This window comes from Thalassotalea sp. G20_0 (genome assembly GCF_017744175.1).
In the GTDB taxonomy this organism is placed as follows: domain Bacteria; phylum Pseudomonadota; class Gammaproteobacteria; order Pseudomonadales; family Endozoicomonadaceae; genus Endozoicomonas.
The window spans coordinates 147,090-169,654 of record NZ_JAGHQV010000001.1 but is presented as its reverse complement, the minus strand read 5'-3'; the positions used below and the strand labels follow the sequence as shown (position 1 = coordinate 169,654).

The 22,565-nt window shown below is 50.9% G+C and carries 15 protein-coding genes; 10 read left to right on the top strand and 5 right to left on the bottom strand.

The window, feature by feature from the left end; all coding sequences use genetic code 11:
* Positions 1-97: 97 nt before the first annotated feature.
* The 4 genes from J7438_RS00665 to J7438_RS00650 form a co-directional block, all read right to left on the bottom strand.
* Positions 98-841: a YciK family oxidoreductase gene (locus tag J7438_RS00665; RefSeq protein WP_209199661.1), complete on the bottom strand. Its 744-nt coding sequence runs from the start codon at positions 839-841 to the stop codon at positions 98-100.
* Between the two features lie 49 nt (positions 842-890).
* Positions 891-1,601, bottom strand: a complete 711-nt coding sequence (locus J7438_RS00660) for an HAD family hydrolase (protein ID WP_209199662.1) — start codon at positions 1,599-1,601, stop codon at positions 891-893.
* 61 nt (positions 1,602-1,662) lie between these two features.
* The gene (gene ubiG / locus J7438_RS00655) at positions 1,663-2,379 is read right to left on the bottom strand and encodes a bifunctional 2-polyprenyl-6-hydroxyphenol methylase/3-demethylubiquinol 3-O-methyltransferase UbiG (protein ID WP_209275034.1); all 717 of its coding nucleotides are present in this window, start codon (positions 2,377-2,379) and stop codon (positions 1,663-1,665) included.
* 497 nt (positions 2,380-2,876) lie between these two features.
* Positions 2,877-3,275 (bottom strand): hypothetical protein, encoded by a 399-nt coding sequence (locus tag J7438_RS00650; RefSeq protein ID WP_209275033.1) that lies wholly within the window; start codon positions 3,273-3,275, stop codon positions 2,877-2,879.
* Positions 3,276-3,657: 382 nt separating this feature from the next.
* Here J7438_RS00650 and gyrA point away from each other — a divergent pair, with 382 nt between their 5' ends.
* The 3 genes from gyrA (at position 3,658) to pheA (ending at position 8,604) form a co-directional block, all read left to right on the top strand.
* On the top strand, positions 3,658-6,261 hold the full coding sequence (gene gyrA / locus J7438_RS00645; protein WP_209275032.1) for a DNA gyrase subunit A: 2,604 nt from the start codon (positions 3,658-3,660) through the stop codon (positions 6,259-6,261).
* A gap of 127 nt (positions 6,262-6,388) precedes the next feature.
* Positions 6,389-7,519 carry a 3-phosphoserine/phosphohydroxythreonine transaminase gene (gene serC / locus J7438_RS00640; protein WP_353620080.1) on the top strand — a complete coding sequence of 377 codons (1,131 nt, stop codon included), beginning with the start codon at positions 6,389-6,391 and terminating at the stop codon, positions 7,517-7,519.
* Positions 7,519-8,604 (top strand): prephenate dehydratase, encoded by a 1,086-nt coding sequence (gene pheA / locus J7438_RS00635; RefSeq protein WP_209275031.1) that lies wholly within the window; start codon positions 7,519-7,521, stop codon positions 8,602-8,604. The genes serC and pheA overlap by 1 nt, the downstream gene beginning before the upstream one ends.
* Before the next feature lie 180 nt (positions 8,605-8,784).
* Here pheA and J7438_RS00630 read toward each other — a convergent pair whose 3' ends face one another.
* Positions 8,785-12,243 (bottom strand): hypothetical protein, encoded by a 3,459-nt coding sequence (locus J7438_RS00630; protein ID WP_209275030.1) that lies wholly within the window; start codon positions 12,241-12,243, stop codon positions 8,785-8,787.
* Positions 12,244-12,604: 361 nt separating this feature from the next.
* On the opposite strand from J7438_RS00630, the gene J7438_RS00625 reads away from it, so the two are divergent.
* The 7 genes from J7438_RS00625 to cmk all read left to right on the top strand — a co-directional run bounded on the left by J7438_RS00625 (position 12,605) and on the right by cmk (position 22,492).
* On the top strand, positions 12,605-13,729 hold the full coding sequence (locus J7438_RS00625) for an ankyrin repeat and SOCS box protein (RefSeq protein WP_209275029.1): 1,125 nt from the start codon (positions 12,605-12,607) through the stop codon (positions 13,727-13,729).
* Positions 13,730-13,810: 81 nt separating this feature from the next.
* On the top strand, positions 13,811-15,244 hold the full coding sequence (locus J7438_RS00620) for an ankyrin repeat domain-containing protein (RefSeq protein WP_209275028.1): 1,434 nt from the start codon (positions 13,811-13,813) through the stop codon (positions 15,242-15,244).
* A gap of 81 nt (positions 15,245-15,325) precedes the next feature.
* A complete protein-coding gene (locus J7438_RS00615) occupies positions 15,326-16,663 on the top strand; it encodes an ankyrin repeat and SOCS box protein (protein WP_209275027.1) in 1,338 nt (445 codons plus the stop codon).
* A gap of 81 nt (positions 16,664-16,744) precedes the next feature.
* The gene (locus J7438_RS00610) at positions 16,745-18,106 is read left to right on the top strand and encodes an ankyrin repeat domain-containing protein (RefSeq protein ID WP_209275026.1); all 1,362 of its coding nucleotides are present in this window, start codon (positions 16,745-16,747) and stop codon (positions 18,104-18,106) included.
* 207 nt (positions 18,107-18,313) lie between these two features.
* Positions 18,314-19,432: a histidinol-phosphate transaminase gene (gene hisC / locus J7438_RS00605; RefSeq protein WP_353620081.1), complete on the top strand. Its 1,119-nt coding sequence runs from the start codon at positions 18,314-18,316 to the stop codon at positions 19,430-19,432.
* Positions 19,433-19,443: 11 nt separating this feature from the next.
* Positions 19,444-21,804 (top strand): bifunctional prephenate dehydrogenase/3-phosphoshikimate 1-carboxyvinyltransferase, encoded by a 2,361-nt coding sequence (locus tag J7438_RS00600; RefSeq protein WP_209275024.1) that lies wholly within the window; start codon positions 19,444-19,446, stop codon positions 21,802-21,804.
* Positions 21,797-22,492 carry a (d)CMP kinase gene (gene cmk, locus J7438_RS00595; protein WP_353620079.1) on the top strand — a complete coding sequence of 232 codons (696 nt, stop codon included), beginning with the start codon at positions 21,797-21,799 and terminating at the stop codon, positions 22,490-22,492. The genes J7438_RS00600 and cmk overlap by 8 nt, the downstream gene beginning before the upstream one ends.
* Positions 22,493-22,565: the final 73 nt, after the last annotated feature.

Here is a 22,565-nt window from a genome sequence, read left to right as displayed (position 1 = left end):
TCTCAGTGTAGTGATAAATAAGTTCTTTTTTGTTGACAACGCCGTTGAAACAGTCGTTTGCCGCCCCGACTTTCAGTCAGGGCCAGTGACTGCATTTTTACTGCTGGGCATGAAAAGCCAGGCCATTGATATCCTGGCTTTCGTCCCCCATCAGGTAAAGGTAAACCGGCATTATGTCTTCCGGTGTGGGTAGTGTTTCCGGGTCTTCTCCCGGAAAGGCCGCTGCCCTCATTGCGGTACGGGTGCCACCGGGGTTAATGCTGTTGGCACGCACAGGGCTGATACCGTCTTCCTCATCCGCCACGATTTGCATCAGACCCTCAGTGGCAAATTTTGACACGCTATAGGCTCCCCAGTGCGCCCGTCCCTGGTGACCCACTCCGGACGAAGTAAAAATTATCGATGCTTTTTCTGACAGCCGGAGCAGGGGCAGCAGTTCCCGGGTCATCATAAAGGCGGAATTCAGATTAACCTGCATGATGCGCAGCCAGGTTTCTGTGGGAAACTGGCTGATGGGTTTCAGCTCACCTAGAATGCTGGCGTTGTGTAACAGACCATCAAGCCGACCGAATTCGTTCTCAATGGTTTCTGCAAGATTACTGAAATCGATATCACCCGCGCTTTCCAGGTTTAGTGGATAGATGGCTGGCTGAGGCCACTGATTGCGTTCAATTTCATCGTACACCGCTTCCAGCTTTTCAATGCTTCTGCCTAGTAGAATGACGGTGGCACCGTGGCGGGCGTAGGTAAGGGCGGCGACCCGGCCGATGCCACTGCCGGCTCCGGTTACCAGTATGACTTTATCCTTCAGCAGGTCTTTCGGAGCCTGGTAGGTAAACATGATGTTACTCCCTGGTTTTTGGTTTGCTGCGCAATTTTCAAACAGCCTGTCAGGCATGGGACCTGTCTTTAATGATTTGCCAGTTGTGCTGTTCAAACCAGCGGTGCAGCTGCTGGATATGGTCGATATTCAGGTCCGCACCCCACTGTGCAGGATCTTCACCTTCAGCAATGTAGCCATAATGCGCGGCAACGGTGATCATGCCCGCTTGTTTTCCAGCTTCGATATCACGAATATGGTCGCCAATATAGACGCTGAACCGGGGTGAACTTCCGGACTGTCGGCAGGCAAGAAAGAGGGCCTCCGGGTCTGGTTTCGGCTTTTTGACATCCTCCGGGCAGACAATGGCATGACTTCGTTCCAGCAGGCCAATTTGCCGGATCAATGAGATGGCATAGGGTCTGGGTTTATTGGTGACAATACCCCAGGCAATATCCCGGCGTTCAAGTTCCCCGATCAGTGACAGTATGCCAGGGTAGGGCCGGGCAAATGATGAACGACTGTGGTCCTGGATATGCCGGTCATAGTATTGCAGAAACAGAGCCCTTTTCTGTTCCAGCTCATCGCCGGGCGCAAGATTGAAGGCAAGCTTCATCAGCGCCCGTGAGCCGGCAGAAACATTCTGCCGAATCAAATGGCTATCCATTGCCGGGTGCTGGTGATCTGCCAGCATTTGATTCACTGTAATCACGAAATCTTCTGCGGTGTCCAGCAGGGTGCCGTCCAGATCAAAAAAAACGCCTTCAATGGCTTTCATCATCGTTACTCTTGGTTATTTCCCGGATGGCAGTGGTTCTCGTTGCCAGAAACTGAGCCATCAGTTAAGAGGTGGCTGACTTTGAGCCATAAATCAGGTAATTGACGTCTACATCCTTCGGGTTAAGCCGGTACACTTTCGTCAAAGGGTTGTAGGTCATCCCGGTCATGTCATGAATATTCAGTCCCGCTTTTCTCATGTCCCGGGTTAATTCACTGGGCTTGATAAATTTCTTGTGCTCGTGAGTGCCTTTTGGCAGCAGTTTGAGTATGTATTCCGCACCGACAATGGCAAACAGGAATGACTTGGGGTTGCGGTTGATAGTGGCAAAAAAGATCTGTCCACCGGGTTTCAGGAGTTTGCTGCAGGCTTTGATGACGGAAGCCGGGTCGGGAACGTGCTCCAGCATTTCCAGGCAGGTCACCACATCGAACTGGCCGGGCATCTCTTCGGCCAGCTCCTCAGCGGTAATTCGGCGATAGTTCACCTCAACGCCACTTTCCATACTGTGCAGCCGGGCAACAGACAGGGGGGCTTCGCCCATATCAATACCAGTGACCCGGGCTCCCCGTTGCGCCATGGACTCACTCAGAATGCCGCCACCGCAGCCAATATCAATCACTTGTTTTCCGGCCAGTCCAACACGTTCATCAATATAATTCAGACGCAGGGGATTGATCTCATGAAGTGGTCTGAACTCACTGTCCGGGTCCCACCAGCGGCTGGCCAGTTCTTCAAACTTGGCGATTTCTCCGAGGTCCACATTTTGGGCTGAGCGCATGTCGGGCATTGTTCTGATCCGTCAAAGCAGTGTAATTGAGGCAGTCAGGGCTGCCATATCTGCGGATTATACCGTTAATCCTGCAGCCGATCACACTGTTGAGTTTTGGAGTTGTCCGGGAGTGAAAAATTGAACTTCAGTACTGAAGTTAATGTGATTAAGAAGAGATAAGGCTGAACCTTCAAGTACAGCCTTCATGCCGCGTCCAGTGTTTTACCGGCCTGTCCACTGCCTTCAGCACCCATTCTATCCAGTCCGGTGCCGTGGCCCCGATAATGGTGGATGGAACCAGTCCACGTTATAAACGGCAGTGACCGACCCGTTGATCAGTAGGTGGTTCACCTGCTTCATGGTGAGCCGTACACCGCCTTGTACGGGCTGACATAGACTTGCACGTTAAACTCTCCTGAGGCCTGTGGGGGGGGAGATTTCTCCATCAATCCTCTCAACTGGCCTGGTTTCATAAAAAACGTTCAGGCTGTCAAAAGTCAACGCTGTTATTTTTTTTCGTAGGGGGCGAGACGACTGGGGTCCAGCTTTCCGGGATTACCTGGTTTTACCGGTTTAGTTGCTACAACGGCAGGCTCATTTTTTTCATCAGGCGCTGTTTTAGTTGTTTCTGTTTTGTTACTTAGCTCCTCAGCCTTCTGAAGGGCACGGTCGGCAAGTGCTTTTCTGACATCCTCTTTTACTTCTGTACCATCGTCAATTGCAGAAGCTAGATAATTGACAAGGTTCCTTAATTCTTTTTTGGTTTCGACAGACCATTTATTCTCAAACCATGCCTGCTTTACTTCGCGTGAACAAGCAGCAGCCAAGTCTAAGTGCTCAGAAACTTTGTTAAATTTCTCCGGGTCAATATTCATTTCGCGGAGAAATTCTGCTCCTATCTTCATGGCAACAATCCTTTGTTGAGTTTAAGTATCAAGCGTCAGTGCTTACTTCCAATCTAGTCCGGTTCAGGAAAAAACACAGGTTTACTCTGTTGGTACTTTTTTGACGATTTCCTGAAAGCGGTTATCCGCCCTGTGCCATTGATGGACCGGCAAAAAACATATTCCCAAAATGGTTGATGTATCTCGCGGATAAGGCATGAATTGTGGTAACATCGCGGTTTTGAAAATCAATTACCTTAGGCGATCATTCCATTGAGATGCTCTGGGAAAGAGCATTTTTTCTGTTTGGATAAGACTTTATTATCGGTGTCCTGATCCACAGAACTGGGATGGATGCTGACCGCTATCTGTTGGCCGTAAGCAAAAGGACGACTGGGTTTCCATGACTGAAATTGCCAAAGAGATTCTCCCGGTAAATATTGAAGATGAACTCAAGCAGTCCTATCTGGACTACGCCATGAGTGTCATCGTTGGTCGTGCCCTGCCTGATGTACGTGACGGGCTCAAGCCCGTGCACCGGCGCGTACTGTTCGCCATGAGCGAACTGGGCAACGACTGGAACAAGCCTTACAAAAAATCTGCCCGTGTGGTCGGGGATGTGATCGGTAAATACCATCCCCACGGCGACTCTGCAGTCTATGACACCATTGTCCGGATGGCGCAGCCATTTTCCCTGCGCTACATGCTGGTGGATGGTCAGGGTAACTTTGGCTCCATTGACGGTGACTCCGCCGCAGCGATGCGTTATACGGAAATCCGGATGGACAAGATTGCCCATCAGCTGCTGGCGGATCTCGACAAGGAAACCGTAGACTATGTGCCTAACTACGATGGCACAGAGCAGATTCCTGCCGTTTTACCCACCCGTGTCCCTAACCTGCTGGTGAATGGCTCGGCCGGTATCGCGGTGGGCATGGCCACCAATATCCCGCCTCACAATATGACCGAGGTGGTCAATGGCTGTCTGGCGCTACTGGACGATGAAGCGCTGACGGTTGATGACCTGATGGAGTACATCCCGGGTCCTGACTTTCCTACGGCTGCGATTATCAATGGCCGGGCTGGTATCCTTCAGGCCTATCGCTCTGGTCGTGGTCGCATTTACATTCGTGCCAGGGCCGATATCGAGCACGATGAAAAGAAAAACAAAAGCACCATTATCGTTACCGAAATCCCTTATCAGCTGAATAAGGCACGTCTTATTGAGAAGATTGCCGAGCTGGTAAAAGACCGCAAGATCGAGGGTATTTCCGAGCTGCGCGATGAGTCTGACAAAGACGGCCTGCGTGTGGTTATTGAGCTTCGCCGTGGTGAAAATGCCGAGGTGGTACTCAATAACCTTTATGCCCAGACCCAGCTTGAGTCCGTTTTTGGCATCAACCTGGTGGCTCTGGTGGATGGTCAGCCCAAACTGCTCAACCTGAAAGAGTTCCTGGAAGCCTTTATTCGCCATCGCCGTGAGGTGGTCACCCGACGCACTGTCTATGAGCTGAGAAAGGCCCGTGAGCGTGGTCATATTCTGGAAGGTCTGGCGGTTGCCCTGTCCAATATCGATCCGGTTATCCAGCTGATCAAAGACTCGCCAACACCGGCAGAGGCTAAAGAAAAGCTGATCGCCAAAGGTTGGAATCCCGGCCATATGATGGAGATGGCCGAACGTGCCGGTGCCGATGCCTGTCGTCCGGATGATCTGCCTGAGGCTTATGGTCTCAGGGATGGGCTTTATTACCTGTCGCCAGTTCAGGCCCAGGCCATTCTGGAAATGCGACTGCACCGACTGACCGGTCTTGAGCATGAGAAGCTGCTGTCTGAATACCGTGAGCTGCTGGAGAAAATTGCCGAGCTGATTCTGATCCTCTGTGATCCAATGAAGCTGCGTGCCGTCATCAGGGAAGAGCTTGAGCAGGTGCGGGATGAGTTTGGCGATGAGCGTCGTACCGAGATCACCAGCTCCCGTCGTGATTTGACCGTAGAAGATCTGATTGATGAAGAGGATATGGTGGTCACCCTGTCCCACGGTGGCTATGCCAAGACCACGCCCCTGGATACCTACCAGGCGCAGCGTCGTGGTGGCCGTGGCAAGTCAGCGGCTTCCGTTAAGGAAGAGGACTACGTCGAGCACATGCTGGTGGCTAACACCCATACCCAGATCCTCTGCTTTTCCAGCAAGGGTAAGGTCTATTGGTTGAAGGTCTATCAGATCCCCCAGGCTGGCAGAACCTCCCGTGGTCGACCGATCGTTAATATTCTGCCGCTGGAGCAGAATGAGAAAATCACTGCCATGCTGCCGGTGGAAGAGTTTGCCGAAGGTCATTTCGTCTTTATGGCGACGCTCAATGGTACCGTTAAGAAGACGCCTCTGGAGCAGTTTGCCCGCCCACGCTCCTCCGGCCTGATCGCCCTGGGTCTGGATGAAGGGGATACCCTGGTGGGGGCTGAAATTACTACCGGAGAAAAGCAGGTGATGCTGTTGTCTAATGGTGGTAAGGCGGTTCGTTTCGAGGAGACTGATGTTCGCGCCATGGGGCGGACAGCCCGTGGTGTCCGTGGTATGAAACTGCCTGAAGGTCAGCGGATTATCTCTCTGATTATTCCGGAGGAAGATACTCAGATTCTGACGGCCAGTGCCAAAGGTTACGGTAAGCGAACTGCCGTTGATGAGTTCCGACTCACCAGTCGTGGTGGTCAGGGGGTTATCTCCATGCAGTGCACGGAGCGTAACGGTGAAATCGTAGGTGCTATCCAGGTGAAGAGCGGCGAGCAGATTATGCTGATTTCTGACCAGGGTACACTGGTGCGGACCGGGGTTGATGGCGTCTCTTCACTGAGCCGTAATACCCAGGGGGTTACGCTGATCCGTGTCTCTGAGGGTGAAAAACTGGTGGGTGTTGCCCGCGTTGAGGAGCCAGAGGCTGTGGATGCGCCTGAGCTTGAGACTGAAGGGCAGGATGATCCCATTGCCAGCGAAGGGACGCTAGAATCCTGATAGTTTGAAAAAACGCCAGCCCAGTGCTGGCGTTTTTCATCGTAATACAGTCACTCACCCGGAGTGAATTAGAGAGTTTGTCGGTAATGACCGGGGTAAACCGCCGTTAAGTGGCGAGGGAGTCATTGTGAAGCCTTGTGTAACAGATGGTGTAAATGATGTTCTGGCGCAGCTGGATAATCGGGTTTACAACTTTTCAGCCGGACCTGCACCGATTCCCTATGAGGTGCTGCAGCAGGCCCGGGATGAGATGATGAACTGGCAGGATGTGGGCGCTTCGGTGATGGAGGTGAGTCATCGGGGCAAGGAATTTCTTACGGTTGCCCATGGGGCCGAAAAAGACCTGCGTGATCTGTTGAAGATCCCTGATAACTACAAGGTGCTTTTTCTGCAAGGGGGAGCCCGGGGGCAGTTTGCGGCGGTGCCACTGAACCTTAAGAGAGACAAGGTTTTTGCTGACTATGTCAACAGTGGTTACTGGGCCCAGTCAGCTATTAAAGAAGCCCAGCGCTACCTGGATGTGAATATTGTCGCTGATGGCAAGGACAGAGCCTTTAATGCCATGCCCGCCGAAGACCAGTGGCGGATAAGTCAAGATGCCGCTTATTTGCACTACACGCCCAATGAGACCATCGGTGGTCTTGAGTTTTCATTTATACCGGAGACGGGGGATGTGCCGCTGGTGGCGGATATGTCTTCCAATATCTTGTCCGGCCCGATTGATGTCAGCAAGTTTGGTGTTATTTATGCGGGCGCTCAGAAGAATATTGGCCCGGCCGGTCTTACCGTAGTGATTGTTCGTGACGACCTGTTGGAGCGCGGTTCATTGATGTGTCCTGCGGTGCTGGACTATAAGCTGCAGGCGGGCAATGATTCCATGTATAACACACCGCCTACTTTTGCCTGGTATCTTGCCGGTCTGGTCTTTAAATGGCTGAAAAAACAGGGCGGGCTTGCAGCGATTAATGCGCTCAATGAGCGCAAGGCCAACAAGCTGTACGCTCAGATTGATGGCTCCGGTTTTTATCAGAACCCGGTGGACCCAAAGTGGCGCTCCCGCATGAATGTGCCGTTTACACTGATCAAACCGGAACTGGATGCAACGTTCCTTGCCGAGTCCGAACAGGCAGGCTTTCGTTACCTGAAAGGGCACAAGGCAGTAGGCGGTATGCGGGCAAGTATCTATAATGCAGTGCCAGAGCAGCATGTGGATGCTCTTATTGACTTCATGAAAGAATTTGAACGGCGGTATGGATAATGGCAGAAGAGAAATTGGGGCAGTTGCGAACTCAAATTGATTCGCTGGATCAGCAAATCCTTGATCTGATCAGCGAACGTGCGCGATGTGCCCAGGAAGTGGCCCGTGTAAAAACAGAAGCTGATCCCTCTGCTGTGTTTTACCGACCTGAGCGCGAAGCCCAGGTACTTCGTAAGATCATGAAGAAAAATGACGGGCCTTTGCATGACGAAGAGATGGCCCGTCTGTTCCGTGAAATCATGTCAGCCTGTTTGGCTTTGGAAGATCCGGTCAAGGTGGCTTTTCTGGGGCCGGAAGGCACATTTACCCAGCAGGCTTCCCTGAAGCACTTCGGCCACTCTGCGGTTTGCGTGCCTATGGCTGCCATTGATGAGGTATTCCGGGAAGTGGCTGCCGGTGCAGTCAGCTATGGTGTGGTGCCGGTGGAAAACTCCACGGAAGGTGTGGTCAGTCATACCCTGGACAGCTTTCTGGACTCTTCACTGAAGATCTGTGGTGAAGTGGTACTGCGCATCCATCAACACATGATGATTTCAGAAAACACCCGGCGGGATCATATTACCCGCATCTACTCCCATGCCCAGTCGTTTGCCCAGTGTCGCAAGTGGCTGGACTCCCACTGGCCCATGGCTGAGCGGGTGGCGGTCAGCTCCAACGCAGAAGCAGCGAAGCGGGTCAAGGGTGAGTGGAATTCGGCCGCGATTGCCGGTGATATGGCTGCAGAAATGTATGGTCTGGAAAAGATTGCTGAAAAAATTGAAGACCGCCCGGATAACTCAACCCGGTTTTTGATCATTGGTAATCAGCCGGTTCCACCCAGTGGCGATGACAAGACGTCGGTAGTTATCAGCATGCGTAACCAGCCCGGTGCGCTCCATGCGATTCTTGAGCCTTTCCATGTTCACAATGTTGACCTGACACGGGTTGAGACCCGCCCATCCAGAACCGGAATCTGGAACTATGTGTTCTTTGTGGATTTTGAAGGTCATCAGGATGACCCTGTTGTTGGCAAGGTGCTGGAGAAGCTGGGTGAGCGTGCCAATGACCTCCGTGTGCTTGGTTCTTATCCCAAGGGTGTTCTCTGATCGTTGTTGTATTAAGCGGACAGGAATTATGATGGTTAAATGTCCAAGGGCTCATGGCCGGTGATGAGCCTTTTAAGCTGACTTTTCTACCACCCTGCACAATGAATATGCTTGGCGGTCAAAGTGCAGGGCAGTTGCTACCTGCCTTATGTGGGAATTTCCACGGGAGGCATTTGCGGCCTATATCCAGAACTCTTGTTTCATCTGATCGTAACGATTGTAGCCAGACAGAATTTTTTCCAACTCTTTTTGATCAACTGTGTTGAACAACTTGAGTATCAGTTTTGCCTGTTCCATGGCGTTAGTGATGTCCTTTGGTAATGCTTTTTCAGGTTGAGCTGACAGATGCTCCGGAAAATAATGCAGAGCCACCTGATCATCCAAATTGTGCAATACCCGAAAGAGATGACCTGTTTCCACGCCTCTCTTACCCAGCTCTGCAAGTTTATGGGATAGATAACAGGCTGCAAGGCTCTGCTTCGCTTGCTTAACCTCATTATTTTTATCTCTGGTCTTTTGGTCCATTTCCCGTAACTCATCCACGGGTAAGCCCATGGCTAAACCAATCAAAAACCAGTTATGGCTCAATGGTAAACGGCGCAGAAAATCCGGGGTTAGCGGTAGTGAACTGGTCGTGGTGACAGAGCTGTCATCATCCTGGCGATAGAGTGGTTTGATGGCAGGGGGCTGTTCAGAACCAGGCTCCAGAAATAAAGACAATTTCTTTGTGTTAATTGCAATGTAGCGATTTAACTTTCCTTCCAGTCTGGGTCCGGCAGCTTCGCGTAGAGCATATAAGATATGAGCCGGAGTCAGCACCCCGGGCTGACAACGAGTTGCTGCAAGCAGTAGTTCGTATATCTGCTCATGGTCGGCTTCATCAACAAATGATTCCTTGAGAATGCTCTGGATTATTGGCAATGACACCCCAAGGGCATTACCAATGGCGTCAGCAGGTATCTTGATCTTTGCAATTCCGTCAGCCAAACAAAACATTTGTTTACACAAATTGCCTTCATTTACAAGGCTAAAAGGTACTGGATGACCTCTTAAGGTCTCTATGAAACGATATGCGCAACGGATGGCCATAATCTCAGGGTGGCTCATTATTTTTACCAGCTCATTTGTGGTCATGACCCCCCCTTGTTTATCCAGAATCCTCTTCAGCAAAATCATGGTTGAAAATCGCTTGACTCTAATTGGGATAGATTGCAGATCCTGATCCATCATCAGTTCCGGATATCCGGCCGCAAAGGCAATTGTTGCCATCGGAACTGTGTGAGCCAGATACTCATCTTTTTCGACGATCTGATGTAACTTGAAGAAATCCAGCTGATAATCCAGCTCAGCATTGGCATCAACAGTCTCTACAATGGGAGGCGATTGAGTCCCGAGCCGACTCTGGTCAAATACAATACCAAAATTTTTACAGTGCAAATTAACCAGATCAAATCTTGAAATACCCAACAGCATTGTATGCAGTTTTTTATGGGTTATCAGCAGTTTTTCCCGGATTGCCTTATCTTGTCGATTGACGACAGGCAGGGATAAATAGTTAGCCTGTGCATATTGCTGATGACTTGCAGTTTCTAAAATGTTGGCAATATCGGCTATTGGAAATCCCAGATATATGGCAAACACTGTCTGGTCCACAGGTGATACGCCCCGGGTAAATTTATAGCCCAAATCATTCCAGTATACAGTGCCGTCCAGTGGTGTTTCTGGTAACCGGGAGCATTCAGTGCCGGAGATGACACTCCGTTCAGGCATCGGGGTGACGTTGTTTGCATTAACAATGGAAGGCTCTGTTTTTACTGACTTCGGGGGGGGCGATTCAGTAGCTGGATTGTCAGTGAGTGGCCTTTTCAATGATTTGAAAGTAATTCGACTTGTTGCAACTGTGCTCATCATAGCGCTGAGAAATTTTATGCTTTCCGAACCGAAATAAGGAACAACCCGGGCCATTAATTGTCCCTGTCTGGTGGCTTTAGCGATCTTCCCGGGTAATTTTTTTTCAGGTTGGTCATCCGAATGCTTTGGAAAGTAAGCCAGTGTTGCCTGATCATCCAGAATCTTCAGTGCCTGGTAAAGGTGACCTGTTTCCAGCCTCTTTAGAACCAGTGTTCGGGATAATTCCGGAGCTGCAAGGCTCAGCCTTTTTTTGTCTGGCGCACCGTTTTCAAAGATCGTTCTGGAACCAATCCTTTCCAGCTCATCCCCTGACAGCCCCATGGTTAAACCAATCAAAAACCAGTTATGGCTTAATGGCAGGTTACGCAAAAAATCCAGGGTCAACGGTTGCGAACTGACAATCTCGTTAGAGTTGTCATCTTCCGGCCGATAGAGTGGTTTGAGTTCAGGTAACTCTTCAGGAGTGAATTCGTTTAGCCAGGGTAAACATGTATTCCTTTTGTCTGATTTTTTATCCTTTTCTATCCATTTTTCTAACTCTTCGCGACAACCACTGGCACTGCCTGCTTCCCGCAGTGCATGGATAATGTGCCCGGGTGTGAGTCGGGGGGAGCAAAGGATTGCTTGATTGAATAAATCATCGAACATTTCTTGATTGCTTACCAAGTTATAATCTCTATCAACAATTTTCTGGATGATATGCAACGGTACCCCCAGTGCCCGGCCCAAATGTTCAGCGTTTATCCCAAGCACTGAAACCTGGAATGTCAGATCGACAATCTGCTTATTCCAGCTTAAGTTATGGCTGCGGAAAAAAGGTATGGTGTTGCCTTTCAGCGATTCAATGAGGCGGTACGCGCAGCTGATAATCATAATCTCAGGATTGTGCATTATTTTAACTATTTCATTTGTGCTAATGCTCCCACCGTGTTTATCCAGGATTTTCTTAAACAGGAGTGTGTTTACATAAAAGTTTGCTACGTCAAAGCATTGTTTAATATCCTGATCATCCATCAGGTCCGGGTATCCGGCAGCATAGGCTAATGTTGCCGTCGGAATATTATAAAAAAAAGGGCGTTTTTCTATTTGAAAGATCTTGATCAGCTTGAAAATATTCAGCTTGTGATTTAGCGCAGCATCATTATCAGCAGCCTGTACACAGGCAGGCCAGCCAGACAGGAACTGACTCTGGTCAATGGCAACACCCGACTTTTCACAATACAATTTCACCAGTTCTGGTCTTGAGGTATTCGCCAGCACTATGAGCCATTGTTCATAGGTTAACTTATGATTTGCCTCAGTTAAAAAATCTTCCAGCAGATGAAAAGGTGTAGTTGCATCATGCTGATTCGGAAATTTTTGCTCGAGTTTAAATAATTGATTTAACGGAAGATCCAGATAAATAGCGAACACATACACATTGAAGAACGTTAGGCTTTCTCTGATTTGCTGGTCCAACTCTCCCCATTTCACAAAGTCACCCGGTTGTTTTTCAGGCAGTGGGTCAGAGGCAAAGCCGGATTCAACAATCCGTGCAGATATGGCAATTGCAGAGGTTGATGATTCCGGCTCAATGGGTTCAGAGCCGCCCCTGGTAACGGCGACACACTTTCCGGCAAAAGGGGGCATTGGCGAATCACTGCTTGATGGCCCGTGGTCTGCCAATCCCGGGAGCCTGGCAGTTGGATCAGATGGAGGGATCGGTTGATGACCGGTTGAATTAATCATGAAACTGTCTCCATAATTTTCATTGTTAAATGTCCAACTTCACATGACTGTTAATGAGGATTGGTAATCCGTGTTTTTGGTCACCCTGCATAATGAATATGCCAAACTCTCCGGGAGGCTGTCCGGTAATAATCTGTGCTGTGCAGCAATTGCTCCTGCATTAAATTGTTATGCCTGGCTTGGAGAATTAGCACTGAAAAAGCCGTACGACTGATTTAGACGATCGGACAGAAAAAAGTTCAGTCGTCATCACTTAAACGCCTCACGAGACTGTCTTTCTGGCAGTAATAGCTGGAGCTGACGATCCAGAAAGCAGTCTTGTCCCGGCGTTGACCAAACACTGGACGATGTGGAAGTCGTTATGATTACACTGTTGAGAGTCATTACAAATGCTCTGTTTGGCGCAGCAGACGAACTGTCCCCGGAGGACAAAAATCTGCTCAAGGCAGCCGGGGATGGCGACCTGGGATCGGTGAAGGCGTTGTTGGAACAGGGGGCTGATATTGAGGCCAGGGACTGGTCTGGCAGAACCCCGCTATTTCGTGCGGTAATGTCGGAAAACCCGGAAGTTCTCAATGTTATTCTTGCTGCAGGTGCTTGCCTTAATGCCCGCGATTGTTATGGTCGGACTCCGTTGCACAAAGCCCGTAGCCAGAAGGCTGTGAAAGAACTTCTGGCTTGGGGTGCCGATATTGAGGCCAGGGATAATACCGGAGAAACTCCACTATTTTCGGCTGATCATCGAGACAGTCTGGAGAAGCGAAAGGTACTTTTGGCCGCAGGTGCCTGCGTTAATGCCCGGGATGTTTTAGGCCAGACTCCGTTGCATCAGGCCTGGAGCCGTGAGATTGTGAACGAGCTGCTGGCCTGGGGAGCCGATATTGAGGCCAAGGATAATAATAAAGCAACGCCACTAATTTGTGCGATTACACATCGTGATGACAGACTGGAGGCGGCCAGGGCGCTTCTGTTCGCAGGTGCCAATATTGAGGCTGCTGATGAATTTCAACGGACACCATTGCATCTTGCGGCTAGCAATAAGAGCCACGACTTGCGGTATATGGAGGTACTTCTGTCCGAGGGAGCCAATCTTGAAGCCAGGGAAAGAACTACACAATATACCCCGTTGCATAAAGCAGTTTTGAGTGGTTCGGGTAAGAAAGTACAAGTATTGGTGGCTGAGGGTGCCAACTGTAAGGCGCTAGATTGGCATAGGGGTACACCGTTGCAAGTGGCCAATGTCATTGGCAAAATGGACGAATTGTTGGCTGCGACTGGCAGATTTGACAACATTGACTCGGATAATGAGCCAGTTAGTTTTCAGCCCCAATCACTTCAGGCCTGTGCCCGTACCGCTATCCGCTCGCGCCTGGTTAAACACCGGAAAAATACCGGACAACCGTTGTCAGAATCGGTGCAGGATCTGCCGCTGGATCCGACGCTGAAAGCCTATCTCTATAAGCCCCTCATGGGAACTTATCTATAATCAGCGGCTACTTGTTTTAATCGTCGGTATTTAAACTCCCCCCGGGATTATCTTTTTGACAATAATTTGTTGGAGCTATTGATGAATACCCCATCAAGCAGGTCTGAACCAGGCGATAAGCAAACACTGGAACCATTGCAAGTTAGCGAAATATTAAACGACAGTAATTTTAATTTGCTTGATGCAGCCAGCCAAGGAAATCTGGCATCGGTGAAGGCTTTGCTGGAGCAGGGGGCTGATATTGAGTCCGAGGACCAGTGTGGCAGAACTCCGCTGTGTCTGGCGGTAAAGTCGGAAAACCTGGACGTTGTCAACGTTCTTCTGGACGCTGGGGCCAGAGTTAATGCCTGCGATTGTTTGCATCTGGCGGTAAAGTCGGAAAACCTGGACGTTGTCAACGTTCTTCTGGACGCAGGGGCCAGAGTTAATGCCTGCGATTGTTTGCATCGAACTCCGTTGCATGAGGCCCGTAGCCAGGAGGTTGTGAAAGCACTTTTGGCCAGGGGAGCTGATATTGAGGCCAGGAATTATGCTGAAGAAACTCCACTGATGTCTGTGGTTTGCACAAGAGGTAGAGTTAAGGCGGTAAAGGCACTTAAGGCGGTAAAGACACTTCTGGCCGCAGGTGCCAGCATAAATGCCCGCAATCGTGATGGTCAAACTCCGTTGCATAGAGCCCATAGCCAGGTTGCGAAAGAACTTCTGGCTTGGGGAGCCGATATTGAGGCCAGGGATAATACCGGAGGAACTCCACTGTTTTCGGCTTATCATCAATGCAGACTGGAGGAGTTAAAGGTACTTTTGGCCGCAGGTGCTTGCGTTAATGCCCGGGATGATTTAGGCCGGACTCCGTTGCATTATGCCTGGAGCAGTGAGATTGTGAACGAGCTGCTGGCCTGGGGAGCCGATATTGAGGCCAGGGATAATGATAAAGCAACGCCACTAATTTGTGCGATTACACATCATGACAGACTGGAGTCGGCCAAGGCGCTTCTGTTCGCAGGTGCCAATACTGAGGCTGCTGATAAGTTTCAACGGACACCATTGCATCTTGCGGCTAGCTCTAAGTGCTACGATTTGCGGTATATGGAGGTACTTCTGTCCGAGGGGGCCAATCTTGAAGCCAGGGAAGAAAGTACAGGATATACCCCGTTGCATGAAGCAGTATTTAGTGGTTCGGGCAAGAAAGTACAAGTATTGGTGGCTGAGGGTGCCAACTATAAGGCGCTAGATTGGAATAGGAGTACACCGTTGCATGTGGCCATGGGCAGAATTGACAAATTGGATGACCTGCTGGCAGCGGCTGGCAGGTTTGACAGCATCGATTCGGATAATGAGCCGGTTAGTTTTCAGCCCCAGTCACTTCAGGCCTGCGCCCGTACCGCTATCCGCTCGCGCCTGGTTAAACACCGGAAAAATACCGGACAACCGTTGTCAGAATCGGTGCTGGATCTGCCGCTGGATCCGACGCTGAAAGCCTATCTCTATAAGCCCCTTATGGGAACTTATCTATAATCAGCGGCTACTTGTTTTAATCGTCGGTATTTAAACTCCTCCCGGGATTATCTTTTTGACAATAATTTGTTGGAGCTATTGATGAATACCCCATCAGGCAGGTCTGAACCAGGCGATAAGCAAACACTGGAAGCGTTGCAAGTTAGCGAATTATTAAACGACAGTAATTTTAATTTGCTTGATGCAGCCAGCCATGGAGATCTGGCATCGGTGAAGGCTTTGCTGGAGAAGGGGGCTGATATTGAATCCGTGGATCAGGCTGGCAGAACCCCGCTGTTTCTGGCGGTAATGTTGGAAAACCCGGAAGTTTTCAACGTTCTTCTCGGCTCAGGTGCCAGTATTAATGCCCGCGATTATTCTGGTGAAACTCTGCTGCATCAGGCTGTTAGCCAAGAGGCAGTGAAATTGCTGCTGGACAGGGGAACTTATATTGAGGCCAGAAGTGATTATGAAGAAACTCCACTGATATCTGTGGTTTCTAAAAGAGGTAGCTTTAAGGCGGTAAAGACACTTCTGGAAGAAGGTGCCAACATAAATGCCCGCAATCGTCATGGTCAAACTCCGTTGCATAAAGCCCGTAGCCAGGAGGTTGTGAAAGAACTTCTGGCTTGGGGAGCCGATATTGAGGCCAGGAATCATATCGGAGAAACTCCACTGTTTTCTTCGACTTATCATCAAGACAGACTGGAGGAGTTAAAGGTACTTTTGGCCGCAGGTGCTTGCGTTAATGCCCGGGATGATTCAGGCCGGACTCCGTTGCATAACGCCAGGAGCAGTGAGATTGTGAACGAGCTGCTGGCCTGGGGGGGCGATATTGAAGCCAGGGATAATGATGAAGCAACGCCACTAATTCTTGCGATTACTCTTTATGGCAGATTTGAGGCGGTCAAGGCGCTTCTGTTCGCAGGTGCCAATATTGAGGCTGCGGATAAATTTCAACGGACACCATTGCACCTTGTGGCTGGTGATATGCGTCACGACTTGCGGTATATGGAGGTACTTCTGTCCGAGGGGGCCAATCTTGAAGCCAGGGAAGAAATTGCACGACATACCCCGTTGCATGAAGCAGCTTTCACTCTTTCGGGCAAGAAAGTACAAGTATTGGTGGCTGAGGGTGCCAACTATAAGGCGCGAGATTGTTATGGAAATACAGCGCTGGAAGTGGCCGTGGGCAGAATTGGCAACATGGAAGCCCTGTTGGCAGCGACTGGCAGATTTGACAGCATCAATCAGGATTTTGAGCCAGGTAATTTTCAGCCCCAATCACTTCAGGCCTGCGCCCGTGCCGCTATCCGCTCGCGCCTGGTTAAACACCGGAAAAATACCGGACAACCGTTGTCGAAATCGGTGCAGGATCTGCCTCTGGATCGAACGCTGAAAGCTTATCTCTATAAGCCCCTCATGGGAACTTATCTATAATCAGCGGCTACTTGTTTTAATCGTCGGTATTTAAACTCCTCCCGGGATTATCTTTTTGACAATAATTTGTTGGAGCTATTGATGAATACCCCATCAAGCAGGTCTGAACCAGGCGATAAGCAAACACTGGAAGCGTTGCAAGTTAGCGAATTATTAAACGACAGTGATTTTAATTTGCTTGATGCAGCCAGCCATGGAGATCTGGCATCGGTGAAGGCTTTGCTGGAACAGGGGGCTGATATTGAGTCCAGGGACCAGGCGGGCAGAACCCCGCTGTTTCTGGCGGTAATGTCGGAAATTCCGGACGTTGTCAACATTCTTCTGGACGCAGGGGCCAGAGTCAATACCTGCGATCGTGATTATCGAACTCCGTTGCATGAGGCCCGTAGCCAGGCGATTGTGAAAGCGCTTTTGGCCAGGGGAGCTGATCTTGAGGCCAAAGGCAGGCGAGAAGAAACTCCACTGATATCTGTGGTTTCTGATCCAGACAGCTTTGGGGCTGTAAAGGCACTTCTGGACGCAGGTGCCAGCGTTAATGCCCGCAATCGTTTTGGTCAAACTCCGTTGCATATTGCCCGTAGCCAGGCGGCTGTGAAAGAGCTTCTGGCCCGGGGTGCCGATATTGAGGCCAGGGATAATGACGGAAACACGCCACTGGCGGTTCAATACAATCTGGAAGAGTTAAAGGCGCTTCTGGTCGCAGGTGCCAGTGTTAAAGCCCGCAATAACTATGGCCGGACTCCGCTGCATGAGGCACATAGCCATGGGGCTGTGAAAGAGCTTCTGGCCCGGGGAGCCGATATTGAGGCCAGGGATAATTATCAGGCGACGCCATTACTTTTTGCGGTTTCAGAAGCTTATGAGCCGAAGGTGATCAAGGCACTATTGGCCGCGGGTGCCGATCTTGAGGCTACTGATCAATTCGGCCGGACGCCATTGCACCATGCGGCTGGTAATGGTGGATGCCACCTGCAGCATATCAGTGTGCTGCTGTCTGAGGGGGCCAACCTTGAAGCCAGAGATAGTAACAGGCAAAATACCCCGTTGCATAAAGCGGCAATGAGGGCTTTCGGCAAGAAAGTAAGAGTGCTGCTGGCTGAGGGGGCCAACTATAACGCAAAAAACAGCAGGGGCCAGACACCGTTGGACGTTATAGGCTGCAGCAACGAAGGCTCAAAAGCTCTGTTGGATTCAGGTGCCAGGTGTAATCGCAGACTGACTGGCAGGAGGAGTTGCCTTATTCCGTGTAATTTTCAGCCCCACTCACTTCAGGCCTGCGCTCGCACCGCTATCCGATCGCGCCTGGTTGAACACCGGAAAAAAACCGGACAACCGTTGTCGGAATCGGTGCAGGATCTGCCGCTGGATCCGACACTGAAAGCCTATCTCTATAAGCCCCTGATGTGGGAATTTATCTATAACCAGGGACTGTATTCGTCTTAGTCGTCAGTACTTGAATTCCCCCCGGGATTATCTTCTTGACAATAGTTGAAGCTGATAACAACATTTTCAGGCTGTATTTGCCCGAAAAGCGTATAACCGCTGAAATTTTCCATAATCAATAAAAATTGCCACGAGTTGGAAATGGCTTTTTCATCGTCTTAAGTGAGTGAGCCCGTTTTCAAGTTTCATAACCCAACTGAAGGTCAAATTATGTCCTGTGATTTTCTGCAGCTGGCGGTACCCGGAGTAAGAGGAATGAGTCCTTATCAACCTGGCAAGCCTATTGAGGAGCTTGCCAGGGAGCAGGGCTTGAAGGTTGAGGATATTGTCAAACTGGCCAGTAATGAAAACCCTCTGGGGCCACCACCTTCTGCGCTGAAAGCAATGGCCGAATCCCTGGCAGAGCTGGCCCGTTATCCCGATGGCAGCAGTTATCAGTTAAAACAGGCGCTGGCAGAAAAACTGAAGGTGGCACCGGAGCAATTAACCCTGGGCAATGGGTCCAATGATGTGCTGGTGCTTCTGGCGGAGTCGTTTCTGGATACCAGCAGTTCTGCGGTTTTTTCTCAGTATGCTTTTGTTGTTTATCCTCTGGCTGTGAAGGCCGTCGGTGCTGAGAGTATTGTGGTTCCAGCGCTTAACTATGGTCATGATCTGGATGCCATGGCGGCAGCGATCCAGGCCAATACCCGGATTGTCTTCCTGGCAAACCCTAATAATCCCACCGGTACCAGCTTCAGTGAACAGGATCTGCTGTGTTTTCTTGGCAAGGTGCCGGAAGAGGTGATCGTTGTCCTTGATGAGGCCTATTTTGAGTATGGGGTGGGTGGTGACCTGCCTGATGGTATCGATCTGCTTGACCGCTATCCCAATCTGGTGGTGACCCGAACCTTTTCCAAGGCTTATGGGCTGGCGGGGGCCCGGGTCGGTTATTCGATATCCAATCCTGAAATAGCCGATGTGCTGAACCGTTTGAGGCAGCCATTTAACCTGAATCTTCCTGCTCAGTTCGGTGCTGTTGCCGCGCTGAAGGATGAAGCTTATCTGCAGCAGTCCATTGAGATTAATCAGCAGGGGATGGCATTCCTGGAGCAGGGGTTTGCCGGCCTTGGGCTGCACTGGATCCCTTCATCGGGTAATTTCATCACCGTCGATCTAAAGCGTGATGCCATGCCGGTCTATGAAGGGTTGTTGTCCAAAGGCATTATTGTTCGGCCAGTGGCCAATTACGGCATGCCTGAGCACCTTCGTATTTCCATTGGTTTGCCGGAAGAGAATCGTCGTTGTCTGGAAGCGCTGAGCCAGGTTCTTGGTCAGTCGTCGTAAGGAGTGCGTTTGTGAAAACAGTTGATACACTGCTGGTGGTTGGGTTGGGCCTGATCGGGGGATCTTTTGCAGCGGCGGTAAAATCTGCCGGAGCGTGTCGGCAAGTGTATGGTTATGACCAGAATAAAGCCTCACTGGAAGAGGCTGAGGCGCTCGGGATCATTGATTATGGCTGCGAAAGCCTCTCCGACGGTGTTGCCGCTGCTGATGTGATTATGCTGGCTGTGCCCATGCTGGCAATGAAGCCCGTTCTTGCGCAGCTATCTTCCTGCTTGCCCGATGGCGTTCCTGCTGAAAAAGTGATTACCGATGCCGGGTCCAGTAAAAAAGCGCTGCTGGATGCCGCCCATGAGGTCTTTGGCAAAGTTCCCTCCTGGCTGGTACCCGGCCATCCAATTGCAGGGTCGGAAAAAAGTGGTGTCGGTGCCGCAAAAGCTTCCCTGTTTCAGGCCCATGATGTCATCCTCACCCCATTGGCAAATACTGACTCTGTGGCACTGGCAAAGGTCAAGATGCTTTGGGAGGCCTGTGGGGCAGTGGTCACCAGTATGGATCCCTATCATCATGATGAGGTTCTGGCAAAGACCAGCCACCTTCCCCATTTCCTGGCATTCTCACTGGTGGATACGCTGGCCGGGAATCCGGATAATCAGGATATTTTCCGCTTTGCTGCGGGCGGCTTTCGGGATTTTACCCGGATCGCTGGCAGCGACCCTATTATGTGGCATGATGTGGCACTGGGTAATCATCAGGCGGTGCTGGAAGCACTGGATGAATTTACCGAGGGCCTTCAGGTACTCCGGGAAGCGATTTTGCAGAAAAACAGTCAGTCGCTGCTGGGAATATTCAGTCGTGCACAATCAGCGCGTCAGCATTTCTCTTCTCTGCTGGAGAGCAGAAAGCAGCGGGTGAAGTCATTGCCTGATTCTGTCATAGCTACTGGTTTTTCGGGCTCTGTGTTGATTGAAGGTGAAGATTCAGTTAAAGAAGTTAGGGACACTATGAAAGAAAGTACCCAGACATTTATTGCCAGCCCGGGAGGGGCTATCTCCGGTGAGTTACGTGTTCCCGGAGATAAGTCTATCTCTCATCGTTCCATCATGCTGGGTGCCCTGGCGGAAGGGGAAACAGTGATTGAAGGGTTTCTCGAAGGCGAGGATGCCCTGGCAACCCTGAAGGCATTTCGGGATATGGGGGTTCAGATTGATGGCCCCTATCTTGGCAAGGTCACTATTCAGGGAGTTGGCATGCATGGCCTCAAGCCGCCGGAAGGGCCGCTTTATCTCGGTAATGCCGGCACTGCCATGCGCTTGATGGCCGGGTTGATGGCAGCCCAGTCCTTTGATGTAACATTAACCGGTGATCACTCCCTGTCCGGTCGCCCCATGAATCGGGTGGTGGACCCTCTTGGCCAGATGGGTGCCGCCATCGAGACCTCAGAAGGTGGTCGCCCACCTCTGAAGATCAAAGGCGGCACACGGTTGCAGGGTATTGAGTATCATCTGCCAATGGCTTCGGCCCAGGTGCAGTCCTGCCTGTTACTGGCGGGCATGTACGCAGATGGTGAAACGGTGACGGTTGCTCCGGGTATTGTTCGTGACCACACCAACCGTATGCTGAATGGCTTTGGTTATAAGGTCTCTGTCGATGGTGAGAATGGCAGCAGGGTCGCGATTAAAGGAGGAGGCAAGCTGACGGCTACCCGAATCGATGTGCCTTCCGATGTGTCTTCAGCGGCGTTCTTTATGGTGGCAGCCTCAATCGCCGAGGGGTCAGAGGTCCGTCTTTGCCATGTTGGCATGAACCCGACCCGTTCTGGTGTGGTTGAGATCCTGCAGCTGATGGGGGCAGATATTACCCTTGAAAACGAGTCCGTTGTGGGTGGCGAGCCTGTGGCCGACCTGGTAGTGCGTTCTGCGCCGCTGAAGGGTATTGATATTCCTGAGCGTCTGGTGCCCATCGCCATTGATGAATTTCCGGTGCTTTTTGTTGCAGCAGCCTGTGCAGAAGGCAGAACGCTGCTCACTGGTGCCCGTGAGCTTCGGGTGAAAGAGAGTGACCGGATTCAGGCCATGGCCGATGGCTTGATTGCCCTGGGTATTGATGCACAACCACTGCCTGATGGTATGATGATCAATGGTTCCGGTAATGCTGCTTCTGAAAAGAAGGGGAAGCCTGTATTTAACGGTGGCACTATTGACAGCCATGGCGATCACCGGATTGCCATGTCATTCGCAGTAGCTGCACTGCGGGCAAAGGACGATATTCGCATTCTTGACTGTGCAAATGTGGCGACTTCATTCCCGGATTTTGCAGGCCTGGCCAATCGAGCCGGTATGCGTATTGTGGTAAAGGTAAATACCAGTGAGTGAGTCTCAGACACCAGTGACAGTGGTCACCATTGATGGTCCCAGCGGGTCTGGCAAGGGAACGATTGCAGCCCTGCTGGCCAGAGAGCTTGGCTGGAGGTTGCTGGACAGTGGGGCGTTGTATCGGTTAACCGCTCTGGCAGCGATGAATCATGGGGTTGATTTTGCCGATGAATCATCGCTGGAGGTTTTGGCAGGCCACCTTGATGTTCAGTTCTTGCCATCAGAATCAGGCGCAGGTCTGACCATTATTCTCGAAGGTGAGCGGGTGGGTGCCAGTCTGCGGACGGAAGAGGTGGGTGCCATGGCTTCCGGGGTTGCGGCACTGCCGGGTGTTCGGGCGGCGCTGTTGCAACGGCAGCGCGACTTTGCCGAGCTGCCGGGTCTGGTGGCTGATGGCCGCGATATGGGGACGGTTGTGTTTCCCGATGCGGCGCTGAAAGTCTTCCTGACCGCCAGCGCCGAAGAGCGGGCCAAAAGACGTTATGTCCAGTTGCATCAAAAAGGGATTGATGCTAGTTTTGATCGCCTTTTGGCAGATATTCAGGCCAGAGATGAGCGAGATAGCCAGAGAGCAGTAGCGCCGCTCAAGCCTGCCGATGATGCCATCATTCTTGACAGTACCCGCATGAGTATCCAGGAGGTATTCAACAAGGTGCTGGAACAGATGCGCCTGAGAGGGCTGGTTTAGGGATTTTCCTGACAGCCTTCCAGGTTGCAGGGAAGTGGGTTCTCCACTTCAGTAAGCCTGAGTGCGCCACAGG